22 protein-coding genes are annotated in these 24,310 nt (G+C 67.4%); 8 read left to right on the top strand and 14 right to left on the bottom strand.

Annotated elements, in window-relative coordinates; translation table 11 throughout:
* Positions 1-69: 69 nt before the first annotated feature.
* The 3 genes from ACYKG1_RS00350 to ACYKG1_RS00340 form a co-directional block, all read right to left on the bottom strand.
* Complete coding sequence (locus ACYKG1_RS00350; protein ID WP_478471429.1) at positions 70-891, bottom strand: S1 family peptidase; 822 nt, start codon at positions 889-891, stop codon at positions 70-72.
* 218 nt (positions 892-1,109) lie between these two features.
* Entirely contained in the window at positions 1,110-1,835 is a 726-nt protein-coding gene (gene pyrF, locus ACYKG1_RS00345; protein WP_100475068.1) for an orotidine-5'-phosphate decarboxylase, read from the bottom strand.
* A complete protein-coding gene (locus ACYKG1_RS00340; protein WP_100475069.1) occupies positions 1,832-2,755 on the bottom strand; it encodes a 5'-nucleotidase, lipoprotein e(P4) family in 924 nt (307 codons plus the stop codon). Before ACYKG1_RS00340 ends, pyrF begins: the two co-directional genes overlap by 4 nt.
* Positions 2,756-2,856: 101 nt before the next feature.
* Between ACYKG1_RS00340 and ACYKG1_RS00335 the strand changes: the two genes are divergently transcribed.
* Positions 2,857-3,507 carry a YceH family protein gene (locus ACYKG1_RS00335; protein ID WP_100475070.1) on the top strand — a complete coding sequence of 217 codons (651 nt, stop codon included), beginning with the start codon at positions 2,857-2,859 and terminating at the stop codon, positions 3,505-3,507.
* Between the two features lie 38 nt (positions 3,508-3,545).
* Here the strand turns inward: ACYKG1_RS00335 and ACYKG1_RS00330 are convergent, their stop codons facing one another.
* Together ACYKG1_RS00330 and ACYKG1_RS00325 are read right to left on the bottom strand one after the other, a co-directional pair.
* Positions 3,546-4,070 carry a GNAT family N-acetyltransferase gene (locus tag ACYKG1_RS00330; protein WP_100475071.1) on the bottom strand — a complete coding sequence of 175 codons (525 nt, stop codon included), beginning with the start codon at positions 4,068-4,070 and terminating at the stop codon, positions 3,546-3,548.
* A 115-nt stretch (positions 4,071-4,185) separates the two neighbouring features.
* Positions 4,186-6,162 carry a UvrD-helicase domain-containing protein gene (locus ACYKG1_RS00325; protein WP_478471426.1) on the bottom strand — a complete coding sequence of 659 codons (1,977 nt, stop codon included), beginning with the start codon at positions 6,160-6,162 and terminating at the stop codon, positions 4,186-4,188.
* Positions 6,163-6,261: 99 nt separating this feature from the next.
* Between ACYKG1_RS00325 and ACYKG1_RS00320 the strand changes: the two genes are divergently transcribed.
* Both ACYKG1_RS00320 and ACYKG1_RS00315 read left to right on the top strand, forming a co-directional pair.
* Positions 6,262-6,933, top strand: a complete 672-nt coding sequence (locus ACYKG1_RS00320; RefSeq protein WP_478471425.1) for an SEL1-like repeat protein — start codon at positions 6,262-6,264, stop codon at positions 6,931-6,933.
* A gap of 261 nt (positions 6,934-7,194) precedes the next feature.
* Positions 7,195-7,815 (top strand): thymidine kinase, encoded by a 621-nt coding sequence (locus tag ACYKG1_RS00315; RefSeq protein ID WP_008264720.1) that lies wholly within the window; start codon positions 7,195-7,197, stop codon positions 7,813-7,815.
* Positions 7,816-8,416: 601 nt separating this feature from the next.
* Here ACYKG1_RS00315 and ACYKG1_RS00310 read toward each other — a convergent pair.
* From ACYKG1_RS00310 to ACYKG1_RS00295, 4 genes are all read right to left on the bottom strand, one after another.
* On the bottom strand, positions 8,417-10,021 hold the full coding sequence (locus ACYKG1_RS00310; RefSeq protein ID WP_262084098.1) for an OpgD/OpgG family glucan biosynthesis protein: 1,605 nt from the start codon (positions 10,019-10,021) through the stop codon (positions 8,417-8,419).
* Between the two features lie 106 nt (positions 10,022-10,127).
* Positions 10,128-10,940, bottom strand: coding sequence for a bifunctional DNA-formamidopyrimidine glycosylase/DNA-(apurinic or apyrimidinic site) lyase (mutM, locus tag ACYKG1_RS00305; RefSeq protein ID WP_262084099.1), 813 nt, complete (start codon positions 10,938-10,940; stop codon positions 10,128-10,130).
* A 19-nt stretch (positions 10,941-10,959) separates the two neighbouring features.
* Positions 10,960-11,292, bottom strand: a complete 333-nt coding sequence (locus tag ACYKG1_RS00300; RefSeq protein ID WP_262227385.1) for an EF-hand domain-containing protein — start codon at positions 11,290-11,292, stop codon at positions 10,960-10,962.
* On the bottom strand, positions 11,289-12,491 hold the full coding sequence (locus ACYKG1_RS00295) for a DesA family fatty acid desaturase (RefSeq protein WP_100475077.1): 1,203 nt from the start codon (positions 12,489-12,491) through the stop codon (positions 11,289-11,291). Before ACYKG1_RS00295 ends, ACYKG1_RS00300 begins: the two co-directional genes overlap by 4 nt.
* A 151-nt stretch (positions 12,492-12,642) precedes the next feature.
* Between ACYKG1_RS00295 and ACYKG1_RS00290 the strand changes: the two genes are divergently transcribed.
* Positions 12,643-13,464, top strand: a complete 822-nt coding sequence (locus tag ACYKG1_RS00290; RefSeq protein WP_478471424.1) for an ABC transporter ATP-binding protein — start codon at positions 12,643-12,645, stop codon at positions 13,462-13,464.
* 51 nt (positions 13,465-13,515) lie between these two features.
* Here ACYKG1_RS00290 and ACYKG1_RS00285 read toward each other — a convergent pair whose 3' ends face one another.
* On the bottom strand, positions 13,516-14,718 hold the full coding sequence (locus ACYKG1_RS00285; RefSeq protein WP_100475079.1) for a DUF4785 domain-containing protein: 1,203 nt from the start codon (positions 14,716-14,718) through the stop codon (positions 13,516-13,518).
* An 11-nt stretch (positions 14,719-14,729) separates the two neighbouring features.
* Positions 14,730-15,608 (bottom strand): hypothetical protein, encoded by an 879-nt coding sequence (locus tag ACYKG1_RS00280; RefSeq protein WP_100475080.1) that lies wholly within the window; start codon positions 15,606-15,608, stop codon positions 14,730-14,732.
* Between the two features lie 259 nt (positions 15,609-15,867).
* Between ACYKG1_RS00280 and ACYKG1_RS00275 the strand changes: the two genes are divergently transcribed.
* Complete coding sequence (locus ACYKG1_RS00275) at positions 15,868-16,707, top strand: acid phosphatase (RefSeq protein ID WP_478471422.1); 840 nt, start codon at positions 15,868-15,870, stop codon at positions 16,705-16,707.
* Positions 16,708-16,835: 128 nt separating this feature from the next.
* On the opposite strand, the gene ACYKG1_RS00270 is transcribed toward ACYKG1_RS00275, so the two are convergent.
* Complete coding sequence (locus tag ACYKG1_RS00270; RefSeq protein WP_100475082.1) at positions 16,836-19,106, bottom strand: TonB-dependent receptor; 2,271 nt, start codon at positions 19,104-19,106, stop codon at positions 16,836-16,838.
* Between the two features lie 159 nt (positions 19,107-19,265).
* Between ACYKG1_RS00270 and ACYKG1_RS00265 the strand changes: the two genes are divergently transcribed.
* Positions 19,266-20,279: a TIGR00266 family protein gene (locus ACYKG1_RS00265; protein WP_100475083.1), complete on the top strand. Its 1,014-nt coding sequence runs from the start codon at positions 19,266-19,268 to the stop codon at positions 20,277-20,279.
* 279 nt (positions 20,280-20,558) lie between these two features.
* On the top strand, positions 20,559-21,551 hold the full coding sequence (locus ACYKG1_RS00260) for a patatin-like phospholipase family protein (RefSeq protein WP_478471421.1): 993 nt from the start codon (positions 20,559-20,561) through the stop codon (positions 21,549-21,551).
* Between the two features lie 39 nt (positions 21,552-21,590).
* On the opposite strand, the gene ACYKG1_RS00255 is transcribed toward ACYKG1_RS00260, so the two are convergent.
* Positions 21,591-22,076: an Lrp/AsnC family transcriptional regulator gene (locus ACYKG1_RS00255; RefSeq protein ID WP_053448379.1), complete on the bottom strand. Its 486-nt coding sequence runs from the start codon at positions 22,074-22,076 to the stop codon at positions 21,591-21,593.
* Between the two features lie 125 nt (positions 22,077-22,201).
* Here ACYKG1_RS00255 and phhA point away from each other — a divergent pair, with 125 nt between their 5' ends.
* The gene (gene phhA, locus ACYKG1_RS00250) at positions 22,202-23,095 is read left to right on the top strand and encodes a phenylalanine 4-monooxygenase (protein ID WP_100475085.1); all 894 of its coding nucleotides are present in this window, start codon (positions 22,202-22,204) and stop codon (positions 23,093-23,095) included.
* A 106-nt stretch (positions 23,096-23,201) separates the two neighbouring features.
* Here phhA and ACYKG1_RS00245 read toward each other — a convergent pair whose 3' ends face one another.
* Complete coding sequence (locus ACYKG1_RS00245; RefSeq protein ID WP_478471418.1) at positions 23,202-24,257, bottom strand: LacI family DNA-binding transcriptional regulator; 1,056 nt, start codon at positions 24,255-24,257, stop codon at positions 23,202-23,204.
* Positions 24,258-24,310: the final 53 nt, after the last annotated feature.

Raw genomic sequence — 24,310 nt, 5'->3', positions numbered from 1 at the left:
ATCGTACGCTGCCCTTCAAGTTAAGGCAACACTTCACGTAATAGTATGTATGTTATTGATTTTATTTAATCAATCGTGCTGCCAGACGGATTCAATGAAATCTACGGCGTGTTTTTCGGCGATTCGGGCATAAACCCCCGGGTAGCCGGCCAGCGCGCAACCCTCACCCCAACTGACGACACCGAACTGGGTCCAGCCTTCACGCAGGCGCAGCAGCAAGGGGCCTCCGGAATCCGCCTGGCAGCTATCCATGCCCTCGCGGCCGGCGCAGATCACCTTGCCGCGCGACAGTTCCCCGCCATAGGCCTGCTGGCATTCATTGAACGCCACGAACGGCACCTGCAAGGCCTGCAGCTGGGTCGGGTAGACCCGGCCATCGCCGATGTCGGTGTCTCCCCAGCCGATCACCGTGAATTCGCGGCCCGGCTTGAGGTAGCTGGCGTCGGGCCGCAACCGCAGTGCCACCGGCTGTACACCGTCCACGGGTGTGCTGAGCTGGATCAGGGCCACGTCGTGCTCCAGCGAATTACCGCTGTTGAATGCAGGATGGACGTGGATCGCCTTGACGTTGGAGGCGCGGGGCGAGGCTTCAGTAGACAGGGCAGTGGTGTTGCCGACAACGGCGATGCCGCCAGGCGATTCCCCCTGCATGCAATGCGCGGCCGTCAACACCCACGACGGTGAGATGAGGGTGCCCCCGCAGAAGTGGCGGTCATGATCCGAATCGCCGCCGGAGATGCCCTGGATGCTGACCATGAACGGGTACTCGCCGGCCGGGGCCGCTTCACCGCCAATGATGCGCGGTGCTTCGCGAACCTGCGGCGCAGCGATGGCGGGTACGGCAGATGCGGCCAACAGCAGGCCGATGAACAAAGAGGTGCTGCGATACATATCCCTGTACTCCTCTAGCGATGGTTGGAACCGGCACGGCCGCGGTCCGTGCCGGTGCATCGATTGAGGAGCAGTGGTGAGGCCCACAGCGCGAACGCCCGCACAGTTCCGGTGCATTGCGCTGCCTGCGACAGGCGCAGACCCACAAATGCGAACGCCATCCCGCATGGATCGGGATGGCGTTCGTGGTACCGGCGTGACCGGCGTCGGCGCCGGGCTCAGCGTGCAGCCAGAGCCGACGCGATCTCCTGCTGGATCGCCCGCGCTGCGGCCTGCGGATCGGCCGCCAGGCGGATCGGGCGGCCGACCACGATGGCATCGGCGCCATCGGCAAAGGCCTGCGCCACGCCAACAGTACGTTTCTGGTCATCGCCGACCGGGCCACCGGGACGGATGCCTGGGCAGACGATCGAGAACCCGGCGCCGGTCGCGGCGCGGATCGGGCCGGCTTCCTGGCCCGAGGCGATCACGCCATCAATGCCGGCCGCCTGGGCGGCCAGCGCGCGCTCGACCACCACGTCCACCGGTTCACGGTCGATGCCCATCTGCGCCAGGTCGGTGCGACCCATCGAAGTCAGCACGGTCACCGCCAGCAGGCGCATGTCGCTGCCGTTGGCGGCCGCGCAGGCTTCCATCATCGCCGGGTGCCAGCCATGGATGGTGGCGTAGCTGACCGGCCACTGCGACAGGCGCTTGATCACCGCCGCAGCGGTGGCCGGGATGTCGAAGAACTTCAGGTCGACGAACACGCGCTTGTCGCGGCGGGCCAGTTCATCGAGCACCTGGAAGTACTCGCCGGAGGCGAGCAGTTCCATGCCGATCTTGTAGAACGCCACGCTGTCGCCGAGGCGATCGACCCACTCCAGCGCCTGCGCGCGGTCAGGCACGTCCAGCGCGAAGATCAGGCGCTCGTCATCGCGCAGCGGCAGCGGTGCGCGGCTCACGGTGCGTAGTCCAGGGCGGCGCGCTTGGCGTCGTGGCGAGCCTGGCGCGACTGGCTGTAGTCGTTGTTGAACTGCGCCGGCTCGAAGCCGCCGTAGGTCGGGTTCGGCAGCATCCACCAGCGCTCGCCGAACCAGTCGTGGTACTGCTGCAGCAGGGCGTCGCGGCCTTCATTGGTGTTGGCGGTCACTTCCACGAAGTCACCCAGCTGGTCGCCGAACTGCATCAGCACGCGGTACTTCTGCCCGGCCAGGCGGCGGCGGCAGTTCTTCTCGCTGCCACTCTGCTCGCAACCCGGCACCACCGTGCCCAGGCCGAGGAACACGCTGTCGTCGGCCACCGGCAGGCCTTGTTCGCGCAGGTTGGCCAGGGTTGCGTCCTTCAGGTGCACGGCGCGGTTGGAGATGTACAGCAGGGTCACGCCCTTGGCGTTGGCGGCCTTGGCGAAATCAACCACGCCGGGGATCGCCTTGGCCTTCTTTTCGGCCACCCACTGGTCCCAGGTCAGCTCGTCGTATTCCTTGCCGTCGCGCACCAGGCGCGCCTGGTAGGGCGAGTTGTCCAGCACGGTCTCGTCCACGTCCAGCACCACGGCCGGCTTCAGGCCCTTGGCCTCGTTGCCGCGCTCTTCCGGCACCAGCGCGTCCCAGTGGGCTTCCTTCAGCGCCGCATCCAGGTGGTCGGCGGCGGCACGGTAGGTCTGCTCGGTGATCGCCTTGTACTCCTGCGCGCGCTGCATCCACAGCACCGCGTTGAGGTTGTCGTTGGCGGTCGCATCACGCGCGCCATCAACCTTGGCGGCGGCGGCCGGGGCCTGCGCGGCAGTTGCTTCAGCGGCAGGCGCCTCCACGCGCTTGCAGGCGGACAGGCCCAGCGCCGCGGTGGCGAGCAGGGTCAGGGACAGGGAAACGGGACGACGCATGGGTTCACCGGCAATCAGATATACCGGCGCATTTTACCGGCAAAGCCGGCCCGGGGACGGCTATGCTTGGCGGTTGACCCGTTGCCCTTCCGGAGGCCGCCATGACCGATTCCGCCCAGACCCCCGACGTCCCCCTGCTCGACGCCGTGCAGGCCCGCCTGCTGGGCTGCCTGGTGGAGAAGGAGGCGACCACCCCGGATACCTACCCACTGACGGTCAACGCGGCGCAGTCGGCCGCCAACCAGAAGACCGCCCGCGAGCCGGTGATGAACGTCGACGCCGGCAGCGTGCAGCACGCCCTGCGCCAGCTGGAGACGCTGGGCCTGGCCCGCCAGCACTTCTCTTCGCGCGCCGACCGCTACGAGCACCGCCTGCAGGCCGCGCTGGACCTGACCCGGCAGCAGACCGTGCTGCTGGCGATGCTGCTGCTGCGCGGGCCGCAGACCCTGGGCGAGCTGGTGACGCGCAGCGAGCGCCTGCACCGCTTCGCCGACATCGACGAGGCCCGCCATGCCATCGAGCGCCTGCAGCAGCGCGCGCTGCTGGTGGTGCTGCCGCGCGCCAGCGGCCAGCGCGAAGACCGCTACATGCACCTGCTGTGCGGCGAAGTGGACGGCGCGGCACTGGCCGCCAGGTACGCCAGCAGCGGTGGTGGCAGCGAGGCCAACGACCCGGGCCTGGCCGAGCGCGTGGCCCAGCTGGAAGCGGCCGTGGCCGAACTGCAGGCGCAACTGGCTGAACTGCGCGGCTGAAGGAGTGGGTGCCGACCAACGGTCGGCACCCACCACCATCAAACCTCGGCCGCGCCCGGCGTGGCGTACAACCGGCTCGGGCTGTCCACGCCCGGCAGCTGGATCACCCCGCGTTCCTGCATGCCCAGGCCCAGCAGGATCTTCCCGGACACCACGTTGTCCAGATCAGTAATGCCATACAGATCCTGCAGGCCCAGTTCAGCGCGCGCATGCGCGAACACCGCCCGCGCCGCCTCACCGGCATAGCCCTGCCCGGCGAATTCGGACAGCACCGCATAACCAATATCCGGCCCCGGCAGGCCATCACGCCGCACCAGCCCGGCATTGCCCAGCCACGCGCCATCGGCCAATCGCTCGATGGCATACATGCCGAACCCGTTCAACGCGTAGCTGTGCAGCACCCGCAGCGCGATGTACTCACGCGCCTGCTCCTCGCTGCGCACGTTGCGGTCACCGATGAAGCGCACGAAGCCTGGATCATTCAACAGCGCCAGCATCGGCGCCGCATCGCGGTCGGGCTCGATCGCGCGCAGGCGCAGGCGTTCGCTTTCAATGGGATGCATGCACAGACCTCCGTGAACTGGAGGGTCGGATCCCTTCGCAATGCGAAGGGCTGTGACCCCTGAGGGCGGCCCTGGGGTCAGAGCCCTTCCCTGCGGGACAGGATCCGACCCCGGGTCAATCGAACAACGCCTCGATCGCCGCCAACCCGGCACTCGCCCGCTCCTTCTTGCGTGCCGCATCGGCCACCGGGTCAGCACCATCGCGCTGGATCTCCTCGGCCGGAATCTCCTCGAAGAACCGGCTCGGCTTCAACCGCACGTGCTCGCCGAACTTGCGGGTCAGCTTGCTGTAACTCATCCACAGCTGGATCTTGGCGCGGGTGATGCCCACGTAAAGCAGGCGACGCTCTTCCTGCAGATTGCCCTCGTCCAGGCTGACCTGGTGCGGCAGCACGCCGTCCTCGCAGCCAACGATGAACACGTACGGGAACTCCAGGCCCTTGGAAGCGTGCATGGTCATCATGCGCACCTGGTTGCCGCCCTCGTCCTTGTCGCTGCGCGACAGCAGCGCCAGCTGGCCGGCCAGATCGGCGGCGGTGGCACCGCGCGGGCCGCTTTCGAACCACTGCGCCAGTTCCTCGATGTTGTTGGCACGGCGCTGGTAGCTGGCCTCTTCCTTGGCCTGCTGGCGCAGCTCACTCAACAACCCTGATTCCTTGGCCACCTTGCGGATCATGTCGCCGGAGGTGACCTGGCGGGTCTGCGCACGCAGGTCGCGCAGGATGTCGGTGAAGCGCGCCAGGCTGTTGGCCGCGCGCTGTGGCAGCTGCTGCAGCGCCCCGATCGCCTCGGCGGCCTGCGCCATCGGCATGTCCTTTTCCTGCGCCAGTTCGGCCAGCTTGGCCAGCGTGCCGGCACCGACGTCGCGCTTGGGTGACTGCACCGCACGCATGAACGCGGTGTCGTCGTCCGGGTTCACCAGCAGGCGCAGCCAGGCCAGCGTGTCCTTCACTTCCTGGCGCTCCAGGAACATGGTGCCGCCGGTCAGGTGGTAGGGGATGCGCAGCAGCTGCATCGCCTTTTCCAGCGGGCGCGACTGGAAGTTGCCACGGAACAGGATGCAGAAGTCGCTCCACGGCACGTTGCGCGACTGCGCCACGAAGGCAATCTCGGCAGCGACCTTCTCCGCTTCATGTTCGCTGTTGCGGCATTCCCATACGCGGATGCGCTCGCCGTCGGCCTGGTCGCTCCACAGCTTCTTCAGGTGCTCATGCGGATTGTTGGCGATCAACGCATTGGCCGCGCGCAGCACGCGGTTGGAGCAGCGGTAGTTCTGCTCCAGCTTGATGATCTCCAGCGCGGGGTAATCACGCCCCATCTGCTGCAGGTTTTCCGGGTTGGCGCCACGCCAGGCGTAGATCGACTGGTCATCGTCGCCCACGCAGGTGAAGTTGCCCTTCTCACCGGCCAGCTGCTTGAGCAGGCGGTACTGCGCGTCGTTGGTGTCCTGGCATTCGTCCACCAGCAGGTAGCCGATGCGCTCGCGCCAGGCCAGGGCGATCTCGGGGTTCTCTTCCAGGATCTGCACCGGCAAACGGATCAGGTCGTCGAAGTCGACCGCATTGAACGCAGTCAAGCGCAGCTGGTAACGCTCGTAGACGCTGGCCGCTTCCTTCTCGCGGTTGCTGCGCGCGGCAGCCATCGCCTGTTCGGGCGACAGGCCGGCGTTCTTCGCGCGCGACACCAGGTTCTTCATGTCCTCGATGTCATCGGGCTTGGCGCCGTACATCAGGTCCTTGATCTGCGCGGCGGCATCATCGGCATCGAAGATCGAGAAGCCGCGCTTCAGGCCGACGGCGGCATGTTCGATCTGCAGGAACTTCAGGCCCAGCGCATGGAAGGTGCAGATGGTCACCTCGTCGGCGTCCTGCTCGCGCAGGCGCTTGGCCACGCGCTCGCGCATTTCCTTGGCCGACTTGTTGGTGAAGGTGATCGCGGCGATGCGGCGGGCCGGGTAGCGGCCACAGCTGATCAGGTGGGCGATCTTCTCCACGATCACGCGCGTCTTGCCGCTGCCGGCGCCGGCGAGCACCAGCAACGGGCCTTCGACGTGCAGGACCGCGGCAGCTTGGGGAGGATTCAGACCGTGCATGGGGACAGGATTGTAGCGGGGTGCCGGAAGGCACACCTGACTTGCGTGGTGCCCGGCCGTAAGGTATTGAATCGGCACCGGAACACAGGAGCGTGGTCCATGTCCTCGATTGTCATTGCCCGGCCGCTTGCGGCCGCCCTGCTGGGCCTGCTGGCCATGCCCGCGGCCGGGTCCGGCCCGCCGCCGCGCACGGATGCCTATGAAACGATCGTGCTGCAGTCGCACGAGTTCCTCGTCTACCACCCGGACCTGCGCTTCCGCCAGCTGGGCATGGAGGCCCGCAAACGGGGCCGCGACGAAGAAGCCCGCAACAACTTCCGCAATGCCGCGCGCTATGGCGACAAGCTGTCACAGGCAGCGCTGGCCGACATGCTGTGGAACGGGCAAGGCGGCCCGGCCGACCGCGCCCTGGGCTATGCATGGATGGACCTGGCGGCCGAGCGCGGCACGGAGTGGCTGGTGGTGCAGCGCGAACGCTTCTGGGAGGCGCTGTCAGCGGACGAACGCGAGCGCGCGGTGCGCGAGGGCCGCACGCTGTACGCCGAGTTCGGCGACCCCGCCGCCACGCCGCGGCTGGAACGCGAACTGCGCGCCGGCAGCATGCAGCAGACCGGCAGCCGCGCCGGCTGGAGCGGCGCCATGCGCAGCCAGGGCCGCGGCGATGCCGGGCCCCGCGTGCTGCAACCGGAGAAGCACCAGCAGGCCCGTTACTGGGACCCGGTGGCCTACCGGCAATGGCAGGACGAGGAACTGGCCAGAGCCGGGCGATGAGCCGCGCCTGCCGTGCCATCGATACCTTCGTGCCGGTGCTACTGGCAGCGGCTGGTTACGGCGCAGCGGCATCGGGTACTGGCCGAAGGCCAGCCGGCCGGTCACCGGCGATGACTACTACCACGGCGCCTTCGGGAAACCGGCCGCCTGCTTGAGCCTGCAGGAGCAGACCTGGCGGAACACCGGCTACCGCCCAGCATCGAGATCGGCGCTCCCCGGCAGATCCGCGACGGCGGGCCGGGCGGCGACTAGAATTGGGCGATGGCCAAGCTCTACTTCTACTACTCGGCGATGAACGCCGGCAAGACCACCACCCTGCTGCAGAGCGCACACAACTACCGCGAGCGCGGCATGCGGGTGGCGATCCTGACCCCGCGCCTGGACGACCGTGCCGGCGCCGGCGTGGTCGCCTCGCGCATCGGCCTGCGCGCCGATGGCATGGCCTTCGACCGCGACACCGACCTGCAGCGGTGGGTGGAACAGGATCTGGCAGCCAACGGCCCCATGGGCTGCGTGCTGGTGGATGAGGCGCAGTTCCTGACCCGCGCGCAGGTCTGGCAGCTCAGCGAGGTGGTCGACCAGCTGCGCATTCCGGTGCTGTGCTACGGGCTGCGCACCGACTTCCGCGGCGAGCTGTTCGAAGGCAGCCAGTACCTGCTGGCCTGGGCCGACGAGATGCAGGAAATCAAGACCATCTGTCACAGTGGCAAGAAGGCAACGATGACCGTGCGCGTGGACGAGCACGGCCACGCGGTACAGGACGGCCCACAGGTGGAGATCGGTGGCAACGACCGTTACGTGTCGGTCAGCCGTGCGGAGTTCAAGAAGATCACCCGCGGTGAAGGGCGGATCGATCCGGCGCAGGCACCCCTGCCGCTGTAAGGGGGTTCTTTTGCAGGGCTGCGCCCTGCACCTGCAGAGGCAACGGCAACGGCAACGGCAACAGCGAAAGCTGGCATTCCGTGGGATGGCGGGGCGGTGTCGGATTGCGGGGACGCCGCAAGTACGTCCGTGTAGGCTTGGCAGCCGCTTGCTCGTGTGCGCAGTCCTGCACACACGGCAAGACCGGGGTTGGGCGTCCTGCCCAACCCGCCCGAGGCATGCCTCGGGCCCATGCGGCTGACACCCCGCAATCCGACACCGCCCCACCTCTGACAGATCGCTGCGGCTGTTGGTAGGTGTCGACCTTGGTCGACACATCTGTCAGATATCGAAATGAATCCGGGGTCAGATCCGTTTTCCGTAGGAAAACGGATCTGACCCCACGAGCTGTTCCCACAGATCGCGCAGAACTGTCGAAGGCGGGGTGGGTCCGGTGGCGGGAGTGTCCGCGGCATGGATGCCGCGGCCAAGCCCCCAGGGATGGGTTTACGGCGTCTCCCGCCACCGGACCCACCCCGCCATCCCACGGAATGCAGGCTTTTGACGTTGACGTTGCGTTGTGCAGGTGCAGGGCTGCAAGCCCTGCAAACCCAACCCCCTCTTAGTACAGCGTGCGCTCCGGCGCACCCGCCGGCGGCGGGGTGTACTGGTACAGCCACGTTTCCGTAAGCGTCTTGCCGCCACTGCGCAGGAACAGGCGGATGTCGATCTGCTCGGTGCTGCCTTCCGGCGGCACCAGGTCGAACATCGCGCGGTAGCCATTGATCTCGCGCAGCGGACGCGCCGATACGATCTCGACCCGGCCACGGCTGGTTTCCACCACCGCTTCGACCTCGCCCTTGTCGATCAGGCTGGCCAGTTCCCCCCCTTCGAAGTCCACCGCAAAGCGCCAGCTGAAGTACTCGCGCTTCTTGCCGACAACACCGCCCAGGCCGGTACGGCTGGCCACGCAGTGCGCCAACGGCGGGCGCGCCGGCGGTTCGGCGCCCCAGTACAGGCGGTAGCCGACCAGCAGCTCCTGGCCGGGCTGCGGCTTTTCCTTCGGGTTCCAGAACGCCACGATGTTGTCGAAGGTCTCGTCCACGGTGGGAATCTCCACCAGCTGCACCGAGCCCTCGCCCCATTCGCCCTTCGGCTCCACCCACAGGCACGGGCGCTTCTCGTAGAACACGCCGTCGTCCTGGTAATGGTCGAAATTGCGGTCGCGCTGCAGCAGGCCGAAGCCGCGCGGGTTGCGGTCCACGAACATGTTGAAGCGCAGGTTGCGCGGGTTCAGCAGCGGCCGCCAGATCCATTCGCCGGCACCGGTCCACAGCGACAGGCCGTCGGTATCGTGGATCTCCGGGCGCCAGTCCCAGCCCATGCGGCGGTCGTTCTCGCCCACCTGGTACATGCTGGTGCACGGCGCAATGCCCAACCGCTCGATCGCCTTGCGCGGGTAAAGCGCACTGTCGATGTCCATCAGCAGCACGTCGCCATTGGTGATCGCGAAGCGGTAGGCACCGGCCACGCTCGGCGAATCCAGCAGGCCGTAGACCACGATCGTCTCCGAATCGGCCGACGGCTGTTCCAGGTAATAGGCGATGAAGTCCGGGAATTCCTCCGGCTTGCCCATGCCGGTGTCAATCGCCAGGCCACGTGCGGACTGGCCGTACTGGCCTTCCTTGCCGACTGCGCGGAAGTAGCTGGCGCCGAGGAAGGCGGCGAAGTCGCGGTCGGTGTCCTTGCGGGTGTTCAGGCGGAAACCAGCGAAACCGAGGTCCGCCGGCAACTCGCCATCCTTGATGCCACTCTTGCCGTAGTTGAACGCCGCGCCGTCATAGGCCAGCTCCTGCGCCTTGCCGTCGACCACGTCGAACATGCGTACCGGCGAGTGGAAGTACAGGCCCAGATGGAAGAACTTGGCCTGGAACTTGCCCGGCTGGTCGGCCCACAGGGCATGGTCCTGGCGGTAGCCGATCGACTGGTACTGGTCCCAGTCCAGGCCTTCCAGCCGGCCCGGCAGCACCCGCTTGTGGCTCTTGTAGGGCGCCTGTGCCAGCGCGCGTGCCTGGCCCTTCAGGGCGGCGAAGTCGAACGGCTGCGGCTGGCCGAGGCGGCGCAGGCCCATCTGGCCGCTCTTGCTGGCCGCGCACGCGGGCAGGGACGGCAGGCCGAATGCAGCCAGGGCGAGGGAGGCATTGCGGATGAAGTCGCGTCGTTGCATGCAGGCGCGTCAGGTACAGGGAGGAAGGTCGGCCATCATAGGCAGACAAACGTTAACGGGCAGCGGAGACGCGCCCTGCCCGTTCAGCTGCCGCTGGCGGCCCGGCTCAGCGCTGGCAGTGGCTGCACCAGACGCTGGCGCGCTGGCCGATGGTGGCGTGCTTCAGCGGGCGGCCACAGTTCGGGCAGGGCAGCCCGTCGCGGCCGTATACCAGCAGTTCCTGTTCGAAGTAGCCCGGCGCGCCGTCAGGGCTGATGAAATCGCGCAGGGTGGTGCCGCCGCGGGTGATGGCGTAGCCCAGGATCTCCTTCACCGCGTCGGCCAGCCGCTGGTAGCGTTCGCGCGAGATCTTTCCTGCTTCGCGCAGCGGACTGATGCCGGCCTTGAACAGGCTTTCGGCGGCGTAGATGTTGCCCACGCCCACCACTACCGCCTGGTCCATCAGGAAGGTCTTCACCGGCGCGCTGCGGCCACGGCTGCGGGCAAACAGGTAGTCGCCATCGAATGCCTCGTCCAGCGGTTCCGGTCCCAGCCCCTGCAGCAGCGGGTGGATCTCGCCGGCCGGCTGCCACAGCAGGCTGCCGAAGCGGCGCGGGTCGTTGAAGCGCAGCAGGCGGCCGTTGTCCAGGCTGATATCCACATGGTCGTGGGCGCGCAGTGGCGTGTCACCGGGCAGCACGCGCAGGCTGCCCGACATCCCCAGGTGCAGCACCGCGCTGCCGATGGCGGTATCCAGCAGCAGGTACTTGGCGCGCCGGCGGATGTCCTCGATACGTTGCCCGGGCAGCAGCGCGGCCACTTCCGGCGGAATCGGCCAACGCAGGTCGGCACGGCGCAGGATCACCCCATGCACGCGGCGGCCCTGCAGGTGCGGCGCCAGGCCGCGGCGGGTGGTTTCTACTTCGGGCAGTTCAGGCATGGACCGATTCTACGCCCGCTCAGCGTGGCGGCGCCGCCAGCTCACGGGCATCCAGGACGCCATCGCCGTTGGCATCCTGCCTGTGGAAACGCTGCACGATCACCTGCCGCTGCTGCTCGCGGCTGATCGCCCTGCCCTTGCCACCGGGCAGCTCATCGGCGCTCAGCACGCCATCGCCATTGCGGTCCATGCGGTCGAAGGCATACAGCATCCACTGCACGTACTCGGCCTCGCTGACCTTGCCGTCGCCATCGCTGTCCATCCGCTGCAGATAGCTGGCAGTGTCGGTGACCTGGGCCAGCGCCGCGCCTGGCAGCAGCATCGCCAACACAAGCCCATGCCCTGCCCTCACGCGCCCACCAGGCTGTAGCCCTTCAAGCGTGCGGCATAGGCCTGCAGCGCGGCAATGCCGCTTTCCTCGGCCTCGCGGCACCAGGCCTGCAGCTGGTGCAGGCGCTCGGCGGCATCGTGGCCGCGGGCCTCGAGCAGCGCCGCCAGCCGCGCGCGGTACTCGACCAGGGTGCGGATGCGCGGGCGCTGCGCCACCCATTCGCTGAGCAGGGCACGGCTGTCCGGCTTCAGCCAGCGGCCATCGTTGACCAGGCCACGGCGCAGCCGGCGCGGCAGCAGGCGGCGCAGCTTGGCCCCGGCCTGTACGGCTTCCTCGCGCAGGGCCGGCATGAACACATTGCGCTGGTAGTCGGTCATCGCCTGGAAGCGGTGCGACAGCAGCGCCTTCAGGGTTTCAGCATCGGGCACGGCGATGTTCGGGCGCACGTCCATGGCCGGCGCCACCCGCAGCACCTTGGCCAGGCGCAGCGCCTGCAGCAGGCGGATCGCACTCCAGCCGATGTCGAATTCCCAGCGCCGCATCGCAAAGCGCGCCGAGCTGGGGAAGGCATGGTGGTTGTTGTGCAGCTCCTCGCCACCGATCCAGACCCCCCACGGCGTGAGGTTGGTGGAAGTATCGGCCGACTCGTAGTTGCGGTAGCCCCACCAGTGGCCCAGGCCGTTGACCACGCCCGCGGCCCAGAACGGAATCCACGCCATCTGGATCGCCCACAGGGCCACGCCGGGCAGGCCGAACAGCACGCTGTTGATCGCCAGCAGCAACACCGGGCCGAGCGTGGCGTGGGGGGTATACAGGTGGCGCTCGATCGCATCGTCCGGGGTACCGCGGCCGTACTGCTCGATGTCCGCGCGCATGCCGCGCGCTTCCCGGTACAGCTCCACGCCATGCCAGAACACCTTGCCGATGCCGCGGGTGACCGGGCTGTGCGGATCGTCCTCGGTCTCCACCTTGGCGTGGTGCTTGCGGTGGATGGCCACCCACTCGCGGGTGATCATCGAGGTGGTCAGCCACAGCCAGAAACGGAACACGTGGGCCAGCGCCGGGTGGAAATCGACCCCGCGATGGGCCTGGCTGCGATGCAGGTACAGGGTCACCGAGAAGATGGTGATCTGGGTGAAGACCAGCAGTACCCCCAGCATGGCCCACCAGCCCAGGCCGAGCACACCACCGGTCAACAGGGACATCAGGGCATCAGGCATGGCAGCTCTCCGGATCGCCGCGGGGATGGCAGACATCATGGGCGCTTGCGTTGCAAACTGCACCCCTGCGGCGGCGTATCACATCGCCATCCGTGGCACCGTTCACAGTTGGGGACCTGAGTTGTCGAGCCTTGATCCACGCACCAGCGCCATGATCGCCGCCCCGCCCGATGCGGAGCTGCCCCCGTTGATCGAACTGGAGCGCGCCACCGTGGTGCGCGGCCAGGTGAAGGTGCTGCACGGGCTCAGCCTGCGCATCGCGCAGGGCCAGCACACCGCCCTGCTCGGCCCGAACGGCTGCGGCAAGTCCACCTTCATCAAGCTGATCACCCGCGAGCTGTACCCGCTGGCCCAGGGCGACGGCACGGTGGCGGTGAAGGTGCTGGGCCAGAACCGCTGGCAGGTGGACCGGCTGCGCTCGCAGCTGGGCATCGTCACCGGCGACCTCAGCAGCAACCTGGCCGACATGCCCGGGCTGACCGTGGAGCAGGCGGTGCTGTCCGGCTTCTTCGCCAGCTACGTGGTGCCGGCCTTCCGCGAAGTGACCGCCGACATGCGCGCGCGCGTCGGCGAGACACTGGCGATGACCGGCGCCCTGTCCCTGCGCGAACGCGCCTATGCCGAGCTGTCGGCCGGCGAGACTCGCCGCGTGCTGATCGCCCGCGCACTGGTCAACCGGCCGCAGGCACTGCTGCTGGACGAACCCTCCACCGGGCTGGACCTGGTCGCCCGCGAGCAGCTGGTAGCGACCATGCGGGTTCTGGCGCAGCAGGGCATCACCCTGGTGCTGGTAACCCACCACATCGAAGAAATCATTCCCGAGATCGAGCGGGTGGTACTGCTGCGCGATGGGCACGTACTGGCCGACGGCACCCGTGCCGAGCTGCTGCGCAGCGAGCCGCTGTCGGCGGTGTTCGGCGGCGCGATCACCGTATGCGAGCAGGAAGGCCGGCTGACCGCCTACGCGGGGTAATCGAAATGCGCGATGCAGCGGGCCGGATCTTCCGGCCCGCCACCGCTGTCCTCAGAACCTCAACGCCAGCGCGCGCGACTCGATCGGTGCCATGCGGCTCTGGTCCTGCAATTGCAGGTCGCGCAATTCGTACGGCGCACCGAAACCCGCCGGCAACGCGGCCTGGTCGAACGGCAGCACCAGCTGGCCCGCGCCCGGGCCATCGAACCACGCGGCCGCGTGTGCCTGCGCGACCGGCTTCAGCTGGCCATCGCGGGCAGTGGCATACAGCGTGCCCCGCGCCTCATAGCGGCCGGCGGCGGCGACCTGCAGCGGCAGTGCCACCTGGCGGCTGGACGGGTCCGGCGCCGCCTGGCCACTGAAGCGCGCGGTCGGCCGTGCCACTGCGAAGGCCACCTTGCCATCGCGCAGTACGCCATCGGCCTGTGCGAACACCTGAAGCTCCCACAGCCCCTGCACGCTGCCGACATCGGCCGGGATCCGCACCTGCGCGCGCAGGCTGCCATCGGTGGTGCGCAGCAGGCGCTGCGGCCAGCTGCGGCCATCCGGTGCGACCAGCAGGGCTTCACCGCCCAGGCCACCACGACGCGATGCAAGCTGCGCAGAGGTGGCGCCGTCTTCCAGCAGGCGTGCCTGCAGCTGCACATTGCCACCGGCCAGCACCTGCGCCTGGTTGGCCTGCACTTCCAGCCGCAGCGGGCTGTTCGGCTCCAGCACCTGTACCACATAGCGGCCCTGCGCCTGTGCGCTCTGCAGCGTATATGCACCTGCCACACTGGTCGCGCCGGTGCGCAGCATGCTGCTGCCATCACCCACCGGCATGCCGACATCCTGCAAGGCGCGCGCATCGACACTGCGGGCAACGCTGCTGCGGCCAGCCGGGTCGCGCACCTGCAGGGTGTTGGCCGGCAGTGCGCGGGCACCATCGGCCGGGCTCAGCTGGATCACCGCATCCGGCGCTGTCAGCGGCAGGTCCAGGCCGCGCTGCAGCTGCGTGCCATCGACCTGCTGCCAGTAGCTGCGGCTGACCGAGGCATACGGCGTGGTCGCCTGCAGCGGTTGCATCGGGTCCAGCGCCCAGGCAAAGGCCAGTGGCGCGTGTTCGCTTTCATCCGCAGGCAGCGGCGCGGCCACCAATGCGGCGGGCACCTGATCGCCTGCGCGGGCGGCCTGCAGCGGCTGCGCGGCCTGCGCGGCGGAAAGGGACAGCACGGCAAGCACCGCACTGGCCAGCAGGGTGGAATGGATCGTCATGGTCGTCTCCCTCACTGGGTCAGGTCGTTGCGCAGGATCGTGCCGAGGCCGAAGCACTCGCGGCGGCTCTGGTTGTGGCTGAGCGGTTCTGCACCCTGGGTACGCGCCTTGTCGGTGAACCAGGTAGTGCCGGCGGCCCTCTGGCTGCTGCACTCCAGGAAGCCATCGGAGCAGGACGACAGCCAGTTCTGGGTGAACTCCAGGCCGACATTGGCGGCATAGCCACCGCAGTAGCTGTTGCTGTCCCACACCGCCGACTCCACGTCGCTGCCGACCACCGCGCGGAACGGCTTGGGCAGCGCCGGGCGACCGGACGTGCCATACAGGTTCTGCGCGTTGTAGGTGGCCATGCTCGCCACCTGCTGCTGGCGCACCGCGTCGTTCTTGTAACCCAGCAGCCATCCCAGCGAGGTCTCGAAGGTGTTGCCGTTCAGCACCGCATCGGCCAGCGGCGTGCCCGCCGAAGACGGTGCCAGTGCGTTGACCTTGCGCACCGTGCGGATGATCTTCGGATAGCGGCTGTCGTAGGTCGGGTTGGACAGGATCCAGCGCATCACGTTTCCACCGTTGGAGTGGGTGATCACCACCAGCTGGGTGATGCCACGGCTGTCGATGAAGCTGGTCAACTGGTTGGCCAGGCAGCCGGCGGCTTCCGGCTTCCACATGTACTGGGTGAAGTCGCAGTTGATGACGACGTAGTTGCTGCTGTTCGGCAGGCCCTGGCGCACGGTGTCGATGATCGCCGGCTGCCAGTAGTCCTGGGTGGCATTGGTCTGCGCGCCGGTGCCATGCACGAAGGCCACGCCAACCACGTCGGCGGCCTGCGCCGGTGCGGATGCCAGCCCGAGGAGCAGGGCCAGGACGGTACTTCCTGTTGCGGTGCTGCGCATCGCTTCTCTCCCTCTGTCAGCGGATCCCCCCGACCCGGCTGGAACTGGACGGCCTCTCGATCACCGTTGTGCCGATGCTCATGGCGCAGCCGCGTGAAAGTCCGTGCGCTGCGACCGGATTCAGCAGACTGGCAACAATCGATGACGTTTTTCATCTCGTGTGGTGACCATGCCGGGTCTGGCCGTATGACCGATGGCCACTGCGGTGTCGTATGGGGGCTGCGATCATGGCGCGATGTTTTCTGCCCGGAGCCTGTCCATGTCGCTGATTTCCCGCCCTGCCCGCCCGCTGCTTGGCCTTGCCGTCATTGCGGTCCTGGCCGGTTGTGCCGCCACCGCCGCCAAGCCGACCGCCGTCGAAGCCAACATCACCACCAAAGCGGTGGGCTATCTGGACAAGAGCGTGGTTCCGGCCAGCCTCGACCTGGTGCCGGCGCCACCTGTCGCCGGTTCGGCCGCCCTCGCCCTGGACGAACAGGTCAGCCGTGAAGCCCGCGCGCTGCGTGGCAGCCCGCGCTTCGCCCAGGCCGGTGTCGATGCGGAACTCGGCTTCCCCGAAGGCGCCAATCACTTCTCCTGTGCCGCCGACATCGACGTCGATGCGGTGAGAACCCCGGCGCTGTACCGCCTGCTGGAGCGCAGCAGGATCGACGCCAGCGCCGCCACCAAGGCGGCCAAGAACCACTACCAGCGCCCGCGCCCGTTCATGGTCAACGGTGAGCCGACCTGCTCGCCGAAGGACGAGGAAGGCCTGCGCAAGAACGGTTCCTACCCGTCCGGCCACACCTCGATCGGCTGGGCCTGGGCACTGATCCTGTCCGAGATCGCGCCGGACCGTGCCGATGCGATCCAGGCCCGTGGCCGCAACTACGGCGAGAGCCGCCTGGTCTGCAACGTGCACTGGCAGAGCGACATCCTCGAAGGCCGCTTCATGGGCGCCGCCGCCGTGGCCCGCCTGCACGACAACGCTGCCTTCAACAAGGACCTGCTGGCCGCACGCAAGGAGATCGCCGCCGCACGCAAGGCCGGCCTGCACTCCAGCCGCGACTGCGCCACCGAGAATGCGGTGCTGAAGGTACGCCCGCAGAGCGCGCTGTAAGCGGCGATCCGGGGTCAGAGCCCTTTCCACTGGAAAGGGCTCTGACCCCATTCGGCAACCGATGGATGTAAAGCAGAAGGGCCGGCATTGCGCCGGCCCTTCTTCTTTGCATTGCCGCAGCCACCGCATCAGAACTTCGCGGTGAACTCCACGCCCCAGGTACGCGGCTCGTTGAGGAAGCCGGTCAGGTTGTTGAAGTCGATCGCGCCGACCACGCGGGTCTGGTTGGTCAGGTTGCGGCCGAACACCGCCACATCGTACTGGCCGTAATCCCAGTTGTAGCCCAGGCGCAGGCCGCCTTCCAGCGAACTACGGCCGCGGAATTCCGGCGACTCGTAGATGAAGAAGTTCACCGCGCTGCGGTAGGCCCAATCGGTGTAGGCGTACAGCTCGCTGCCATCGCTGAGCGGGAAGCCGACGCGCAGGGTCGCGTTGTGGATCCACTTCGGCGCCTGCGGCAGCGGGTTGCCGTTGACCAGCGCATAGGTGCCACCGTTGATGACGGTGGTCGGGTCGTTGATGGTGCAGCCACCGCCGCAGATCGCCACCGCCAGGTCCTTGTCCTTGATCTCGGTGTCGTTGTAGCTGCTGCCGAAGGTCAGCAGCACGTTGTCGGCCAGGTAGGCTTCCAGGTCCAGCTCCACGCCCTGCCCGATGGTCTTGTCGGCGTTGAGCAGGGTGGCGGTGTTGTTGGTGCCACCCACCGCGATCAACTGCTGGCCATCCACGTCGTAGCGGAACACGCTCAGGCCCAGGCGTGCGCGGCGTTCGAACAGGTCAGCCTTGATGCCCGCTTCGTACGAGATCACCTTCTCCGAATCGGCCTGCGACAGGCCCGGCGCGAAGGCCAGCCGTCCCTGGATCGACGGTGCGCGGAAACCCTTGGCTACGCGGGCGTAGGCGTTGATGTCGTCGGTCAGCTTGTAGACGCCGCTGAGATCCCAGCTGACGTCGTTGACGTCGGTATTGGCCAGGTACGGGCCGCTGACCGGGGTACCAAACGGAACAGCCTGCAGCACGCTGGCACTGAAGTCCTTCTTGTCCTGCGTGTAGCGCACGCCGGCACGCAGCTTGAAGCGGTCGGTGACATCGAAGTCACCCGAGGCGAACACCGCCCAGGCCTTGTTGCGCTGGTTCTGCACCACGTGGCCGGTCTGCGGGTTCCCCGGAGCCAGCGAGTCGTAGTTGAAGTTGTTGATGGTCACGTCCTCATCGAAATAGAAGACGCCGGCCTGCCAGTCGAAGCGGCCCCATTCGTTGGACTCGATGCGGACTTCCTGCGTCCACTGGCGGTGATGCGGCAGGCCATCGGCCGACTCGGACGAGAACGGAATCAGGCCCGGGCCCGAATTGCCCGCACCCAGGAACGCCGCGCCGTAGCCACCGTCGATGTCGCCGCGGTTGAGCGATTCAGCGGTTTCATAGCCGGTGATCGAGTGCAGGGTCACCGAGCCGAGATTCCACTGCAGGCGTGCGCTGCCACCCCAGGTCTCCAGATCGGAGAAGTTGACGCCATCGTTGGCAACCTTGTCGCGGTCGAAGTTCTCGACCAGCGAATTGCCACCCTTCTGGATGATGTTGGCGCGGAACAGGCGGGCGGTCCCGTTGAGCTTGCGCTTGTGCAGATTGAACAGCGCTTCGAAATCATCGCCTTCGTACAGGAACTGCACGCGGCCGGCGGCCTCGTCGTAGCCTTCGAAGCCGCTGTTGGGAGCGCCGACACGAGTGTTGTCGACCCAGTCATCGCGGCGCTGGTAGATCGCCGAGACGCGTGCCGACCAACGGTCGGTCAGCGGGCCGCCGTAGGCACCCTGCACGTTCCAGCTGTTGTAGCTGCCATAGCCCACGCGCACGTAGCCGTCGGCATCCTGCGACGGACGCGCCGAATCGAACTTGACCACACCGGCCGGTGTGTTGCGGCCGAACAGCGTGCCCTGCGGGCCACGCAGCACTTCCACGTTGGCCAGGTCGAACAGCGGGAAGCCCTTCAGCAGCGGGCTTTCCTGCACCACGTCGTCGTACACCAGCGACACCGGTTGCGACGCGTTGAGATCGAAGTCGGTGTTGCCCAGGCCGCGGATGTAGAAGCGCGGGAAGGCACGACCGTAGGACGACTCGATGTTGAGGCTGGGCACGCGTGCGGCCAGGAAACGGATGTCATCGCCGGCCGAGCCGAGCACATCCAGCTTCTCGCCCTGGATCGCGCTGACCGCGACCGGTACGTCCTTGGCGTTCTCGACGCGGCGCTGCGCGGTCACCTGCAGGGTGTCGAGGGCAACCGGATCCTTGGCAGCGGGAGTTTCCTGGGCGGCTGCTACCAGCGGCAACAGGGCGGAAAGGGCGGCAACGAGGGGGCGCGCGACCGGAAGGCGGCCACGGGAAGTGCGGGTCGGGGACATGGCGGTAGGCTGTGTTTGGAGGGGTGGTAAAACGGCGCTACCAGATAATTGTTGCAATACAGCACCTGCCCCGCAAATGCCGGCCGTTCATGGCCCCGTCGCCCCGGCCCCCACGCGCTCGCTAGACTCGGGGTTTTCCAGCCCTGTGGAGCCGCCGCAATGACCCAGTGGTACTTCCATGCCTCCCCCCAGGCCGAGCGTATCGGCCCGCTTGATGACGAGGCCGCGCGCCGCTACGCGCAGGCCAATCCACGCGCCCTGGCCTGGTGCCAGGGCATGAGCGGGTGGACGTCGATTGCCGAGGTGCCCGAACTTCAGTCCGCGGCCCCGGGCATGCCCAACACCCCGCCGCCGGTCCCCGCCGCCAGCGGCCGCGCCGACGACATCGAATTCCGCATCGTCGGCCATGAGATGCAGTTCGTCGAGATCGAGCTCGACCCCGGTGAGAGCGCCATTGCCGAGGCCGGCGCACTGATGTTCAAGGACGCCACCGTGCAGATGGATACGGTGTTCGGCGCCGCCAACGGCGACCAGGGCGGCGGCTTGATGGGCAAGGTGATGGCCGCCGGCAAGCGGGTGCTGACCGGCGAGAGCCTGTTCGCCACCGTCTACACCCAGAGCGGCCACGGCAAGGGCAAGGTCGCCTTCGCCGCGCCCTACCCCGGCACCGTACTGGCAATGAAGCTGGACCAGCATGGCGGCCGACTGATCTGCCAGAAGGACAGTTTCCTGGCCGGCGCGCGCGGCGTGCAGATCGGCGTCCAGTTCCAGCGCAAGATCATGACCGGGCTGTTCGGTGGCGAAGGCTTCATCATGCAGAAGCTGGAGGGCGACGGCTGGGTGTTCATCCACGCCGGTGGCTGCGTGGTCGAGCGCGAGCTGGCTGCGGGTGAGCGCCTGGACGTGGATACCGGATGCGTGGTGGCCTACCACCCCAGCGTGGACATGGACGTGCGCCGGGTCGCCGGCATCAAGAGCATGCTGTTCGGCGGCGAAGGCGTTTTCCTGGCTACGCTGACCGGTCCGGGAAAGGTCTGGCTGCAGTCGCTGCCGTTCTCGCGCCTGGCCGGCCGCATGTGGATGGCCGCACCGCAGGGCGGTGCCCAGAACCGTGGCGAAGGCTCGGTGCTGGGCGGCCTGGGCCGGATGCTGGACGGCGACAACCGGTTCTGACCACAGGATCCCGGTAGGTGCCGACCTTGGTCGGCACCTACCGGGGTTCCTTTTTGCTGAATAGGGAGGTTCTCGGCGGCCGCCTGGACCTGCCTTTGGTGGGTGCCAACCTTGGTTGGCACATTCCTTCAGCGCGCGACCAGGCATTTGCGCGGACCAAGGTCCGCACCCACCAGAAGCGATTCACAGCTATCAGAGGCTCCCCCACCCTGCCCGCCCCGCCACGGCTTCGGTATGCTGGCGCCCTTTCCTGAATCCGGCGCCGCGAGCGCACTGCCGATGAGCCTGTTCCGCCCCCGCCTGCTGCTGTCCGTCGCCCTGATCGGCCTGCTGGCCGGCTGCGGTGGCGACCCGGTCCGCCCCTCCCCGCCGCCAGCGCCGACCGTGGTGCCGCAGGCCAAGCCGATCAGGATCGGCATCGCCCTTGGCGGCGGCGCGGCCAAGGGCTTCGCCCACATCGGCGTGATCAAGATGCTGGAAGCCAACGGCTTCGAGCCGGCCGTGGTTTCCGGCACCAGCGCCGGGAGCGTGGTCGGTGCGCTGTATGCCAGCGGCATGGACGCCTTCCAGATGCAGAGCAAGGCGGTCGCGCTGGACGAAGCCAGCATCCGCGACGTGCGCCTGTTCTCCGGTGGCCTGGTGCAGGGCCAGAAACTGCAGGACTACGTCAACGAGCAGGTCGCCAACCGTCCCGCCGAGCGCCTGAAGAAGCCGTTCGCAGCTGTCGCCACCCAGCTGGAAACCGGCGAGCGCGCGATCTTCGTGCGCGGCAACGTCGGCCAGGCGGTGCGCGCGTCAAGCAGCATCCCCGGCGTGTTCGAACCGGTGAAGATCGGTGGCCGCAACTACATCGACGGTGGCGTGGTCAGTCCGGTGCCGGTGGACGCTGCGCGCCAGCTCGGCGCCGACTTCGTGATTGCCGTCGACATCTCCAGCAAGGCCAGCGGCAAGGCGCCGACGGACATGCTGGGCATCGTCAACCAGTCCATCTCGATCATGGGCCAGCGCCTGGGCGAGCAGGAACTGGCGCGCGCCGACATCGTCATCCGCCCGAAGGTGCTGGACATCGGCGCTGCCGATTTCAGCCAGCGCGGCACCGCGATCCTGGAAGGCGAAAAGGCCGCGATGGCGGCCATGCCGCAGATCCGCGCGAAGATCCAGCAGCTGCAGCGTGCACGCGCCGCCGCAGCAGCGCCGGCGCCGGTGGCCGCACCCAAGTGCGAAGAACCCTCGCGCCTGGGCAAGCTGATGGGCCGCAAGGACAAGTGCTGATCCATTGATGCCTGGCCACCGGGCACGCCCGGTGGTCGCTCAGGACTCCAGCTGCGACAGTGGCAACGCCTGGAAGCCCTTCACCGTGCGCAGCACGAAGCTGGAATTGGCGTCGGCCACGCCACCGGCGTTGAGCAGCCGGTCCAGCAGGAAGTGCGAAAAGTGCTCCAGGTCGCGCACGTAGACGTGCAGCAGGTAGTCCATGTCGCCGGTCAGTGCATGGCAGGCCACCACTTCATCCCAGCCCTGCACGCTGTCCACGAAGTGGCCGATGGCGGCCTGATCGTGCTTTTCCAGCTGCACGCGCACGAAGGCCTGCAGGCCCAGCCGGAGCTGCCGTGGCTCCAGCCGCGCGCCGTAGCCGACGATCACGCCCTCGCTTTCCAGCCGCTGCAGGCGGCGCAGGCAGGCCGAGGGTGAGAGATTCACCCGCGTCGCCAGCTCGGCGTTGGTGGCGCGCCCATCCCGCTGGATTTCAGCCAGCAGGCGTATATCCGTGCGATCGAACTGGACTTCTCCGGCCATTGTTGCCCCGCAACATGGTGAGTACGCAAGGATATTGCGCCAACAATGCCAATCGACGCAACTTTTGCAACCCTGTTGCGCGCGCCCTGCCCTAGCATCGTGGGTATCCCATCCAGGAGTGCCCCATGGACCTCGCCCAGCCCCGCCGCGTCGAACACCAGCAGACCGACAAGGGCTACGTGCCGGTGTACACCACCGCGCTCGTCGAGCAGCCGTGGGACACCTACAGCGCCGACGACCACGCCACCTGGAGCACGCTGTACCAGCGCCAGCGCGAACTGCTGGTCGGCCGCGCCTGCCAGGAGTTCCTGGATGCACAGGACGAGATGGGCATGAGCGCGCACATGATTCCGCGCTTCGACCAGCTCAACGAAGTACTGGGCGCGGCCACCGGCTGGACTCTGGTCGGCGTCGAAGGCCTGCTGCCGGAACTGGATTTCTTCGACCACCTGGCCAACCGCCGTTTCCCGGTGACCTGGTGGATCCGCCGCCCGGACCAGATCGACTACATCGCCGAACCGGACCTGTTCCACGATCTGTTCGGCCACGTGCCGCTGCTGATGAATCCGGTGTTCGCCGACTATATGGAGGCGTACGGACGTGGCGGCGTCAAAGCCCACGCGATCGGCCCGGATGCGCTGCAGAACCTGACCCGCCTGTACTGGTACACGGTGGAGTTCGGCCTGATCGATACGCCCGACGGCCTGCGCATCTACGGTGCCGGCATCGTGTCGTCGAAGGGCGAATCGCTGTACTCGCTGGAATCGGCCGCGCCCAACCGCATCGGTTTCGACCTGCAGCGGATCATGCGCACCAAGTACCGCATCGACACGTTCCAGAAGACCTACTTCGTCATCGACAGCTTCGAACAGCTGATGCAGGCGACGTCACCGGACTTCACCCCGATCTACGCAGCACTGGCTGATCAGGCGCATCTGCCGGCGGGCGATGTGCAGGGCGATGACCGCGTGTTCCAGGCCGGCACCGGCGAAGGCTGGGCTGACGGCGGCGACGTGTAAGCGCTCAGCGCACACGGTTTCGTACTGAAAACGGCGCGCCTTGGTGCGCCGTTTTCAGTGCTGCCTGCACCATCCTGTCGCAACGGTGCAGGCAAGGGCAGGGCAGTCAACCGTCAATGGCCCTGCAGGAACCGCGCACCATCAGTTGCGGATGCACGCTGGCCGCGGTCGGTGCATCCGGCACATCGGTCTGCACCAGCATCGCGGCAGCCATCCGGCCAATGTCGGAGACGTGGCGGCGTACCGACGTCAGCGGCGGCCACAGCCGCGATGCCAGCGGGCTGTCGTCGTAACTGACGATCGACAACTGCTGCGGCACTGCGATGCCTGCGCGCAATGCCACCTGGTACACGCCTGCGGCCATTTCATCGTTGCCGGCGAAGATCGCACTGGGGCGTTGGTCGCCCATCAGCAGGCGTTCGGCGGCATGCACGCCGGACTCGAACGTGTCGCCCGCCTCCAGCACGCGTTCTCCCGGCAGGGTCAGGCCGACCTGGGCCAGCCGATCAAGGAAGCCATGGGTCCGCTCGCGGGCAGTACGCCGGTCACCGGGGCCGGCAATCACTGCGATATCGCGATGGCCCAGCGAGAGCAGGTAGCCCGCAGCCGCGGCGGCACCATCGCGATCGTGGGTGACCACTGCCTGTGCTTCGTCGTCCGAGGCATGCGCGCTGATGCGGATGTAGCGGCAGTCGATCGCGTCCAGCATCTGCGCCAGCGCCACCGACTCGGAGGCGCGCGGGCCGAGGATCACGCCATGCAGCTTCTGCTGCTGCACGAAGCGGCGCACGCCGTCGGCGCAGTCCGGATCCTCGCTGTCGCACGGGTGCACCACCAGTTCATAACCAGTGCCGCGAAGCGCTTCCAGCGCGCCGTGCTGCAGGTCAACAATGCATTGGGCGCCCGGGTCGTCATACACCAGGCCGATCAGGAAGGAGCGGCGGAACGCGAGTCCGCGCGCCAGCGGGTCGGGCACGTAACCGACCTCGCGCATCAACGCCTCGACCTTGTCGCGGGTGTCTTTACGCACCAGCGGCGAGTTGTTGATGATTCTTGAAACCGTTTTCTTGGAAACTCCCGACAGTCGTGCGATGTCGTTGATCGTGGCAGCCTTGCCCTTCGATGCCGGCAACGCGGCATCGCTGATATTTCGCACTGACATGTATAGAACCAGGTAAGTCGGAGAATTCTAGCCTTGCGCCCGTCGGGCGCGAA

The organism is Stenotrophomonas sp. 85239_Sma (assembly GCF_056481725.1).
The sequence above is the reverse complement of the archived record's forward strand: the minus strand, read 5'-3'. Positions and strand labels throughout refer to the sequence as shown.

What these genes read in the sequence shown, in the direction of transcription:
- ACYKG1_RS00350 (WP_478471429.1), bottom strand. Translation starts at nt 891, where the DNA reads ATGTATCGCAGCACCTCTTTGTTCATCGGCCTGCTGTTGGCCGCATCT.
- ACYKG1_RS00340 (WP_100475069.1), bottom strand. Translation starts at nt 2,755, where the DNA reads ATGCGTCGTCCCGTTTCCCTGTCCCTGACCCTGCTCGCCACCGCGGCG.
- ACYKG1_RS00335 (WP_100475070.1), top strand. Translation starts at nt 2,857, where the DNA reads ATGACCGATTCCGCCCAGACCCCCGACGTCCCCCTGCTCGACGCCGTG.
- ACYKG1_RS00330 (WP_100475071.1), bottom strand. Translation starts at nt 4,070, where the DNA reads ATGCATCCCATTGAAAGCGAACGCCTGCGCCTGCGCGCGATCGAGCCC.
- ACYKG1_RS00325 (WP_478471426.1), bottom strand. Translation starts at nt 6,162, where the DNA reads ATGCACGGTCTGAATCCTCCCCAAGCTGCCGCGGTCCTGCACGTCGAA.
- ACYKG1_RS00320 (WP_478471425.1), top strand. Translation starts at nt 6,262, where the DNA reads ATGTCCTCGATTGTCATTGCCCGGCCGCTTGCGGCCGCCCTGCTGGGC.
- ACYKG1_RS00315 (WP_008264720.1), top strand. Translation starts at nt 7,195, where the DNA reads ATGGCCAAGCTCTACTTCTACTACTCGGCGATGAACGCCGGCAAGACC.
- ACYKG1_RS00310 (WP_262084098.1), bottom strand. Translation starts at nt 10,021, where the DNA reads ATGCAACGACGCGACTTCATCCGCAATGCCTCCCTCGCCCTGGCTGCA.
- mutM (WP_262084099.1), bottom strand. Translation starts at nt 10,940, where the DNA reads ATGCCTGAACTGCCCGAAGTAGAAACCACCCGCCGCGGCCTGGCGCCG.
- ACYKG1_RS00295 (WP_100475077.1), bottom strand. Translation starts at nt 12,491, where the DNA reads ATGCCTGATGCCCTGATGTCCCTGTTGACCGGTGGTGTGCTCGGCCTG.
- ACYKG1_RS00290 (WP_478471424.1), top strand. Translation starts at nt 12,643, where the DNA reads ATGATCGCCGCCCCGCCCGATGCGGAGCTGCCCCCGTTGATCGAACTG.
- ACYKG1_RS00285 (WP_100475079.1), bottom strand. Translation starts at nt 14,718, where the DNA reads ATGACGATCCATTCCACCCTGCTGGCCAGTGCGGTGCTTGCCGTGCTG.
- ACYKG1_RS00280 (WP_100475080.1), bottom strand. Translation starts at nt 15,608, where the DNA reads ATGCGCAGCACCGCAACAGGAAGTACCGTCCTGGCCCTGCTCCTCGGG.
- ACYKG1_RS00275 (WP_478471422.1), top strand. Translation starts at nt 15,868, where the DNA reads ATGTCGCTGATTTCCCGCCCTGCCCGCCCGCTGCTTGGCCTTGCCGTC.
- ACYKG1_RS00270 (WP_100475082.1), bottom strand. Translation starts at nt 19,106, where the DNA reads ATGTCCCCGACCCGCACTTCCCGTGGCCGCCTTCCGGTCGCGCGCCCC.
- ACYKG1_RS00265 (WP_100475083.1), top strand. Translation starts at nt 19,266, where the DNA reads ATGACCCAGTGGTACTTCCATGCCTCCCCCCAGGCCGAGCGTATCGGC.
- ACYKG1_RS00260 (WP_478471421.1), top strand. Translation starts at nt 20,559, where the DNA reads ATGAGCCTGTTCCGCCCCCGCCTGCTGCTGTCCGTCGCCCTGATCGGC.
- ACYKG1_RS00255 (WP_053448379.1), bottom strand. Translation starts at nt 22,076, where the DNA reads ATGGCCGGAGAAGTCCAGTTCGATCGCACGGATATACGCCTGCTGGCT.
- phhA (WP_100475085.1), top strand. Translation starts at nt 22,202, where the DNA reads ATGGACCTCGCCCAGCCCCGCCGCGTCGAACACCAGCAGACCGACAAG.
- ACYKG1_RS00245 (WP_478471418.1), bottom strand. Translation starts at nt 24,257, where the DNA reads ATGTCAGTGCGAAATATCAGCGATGCCGCGTTGCCGGCATCGAAGGGC.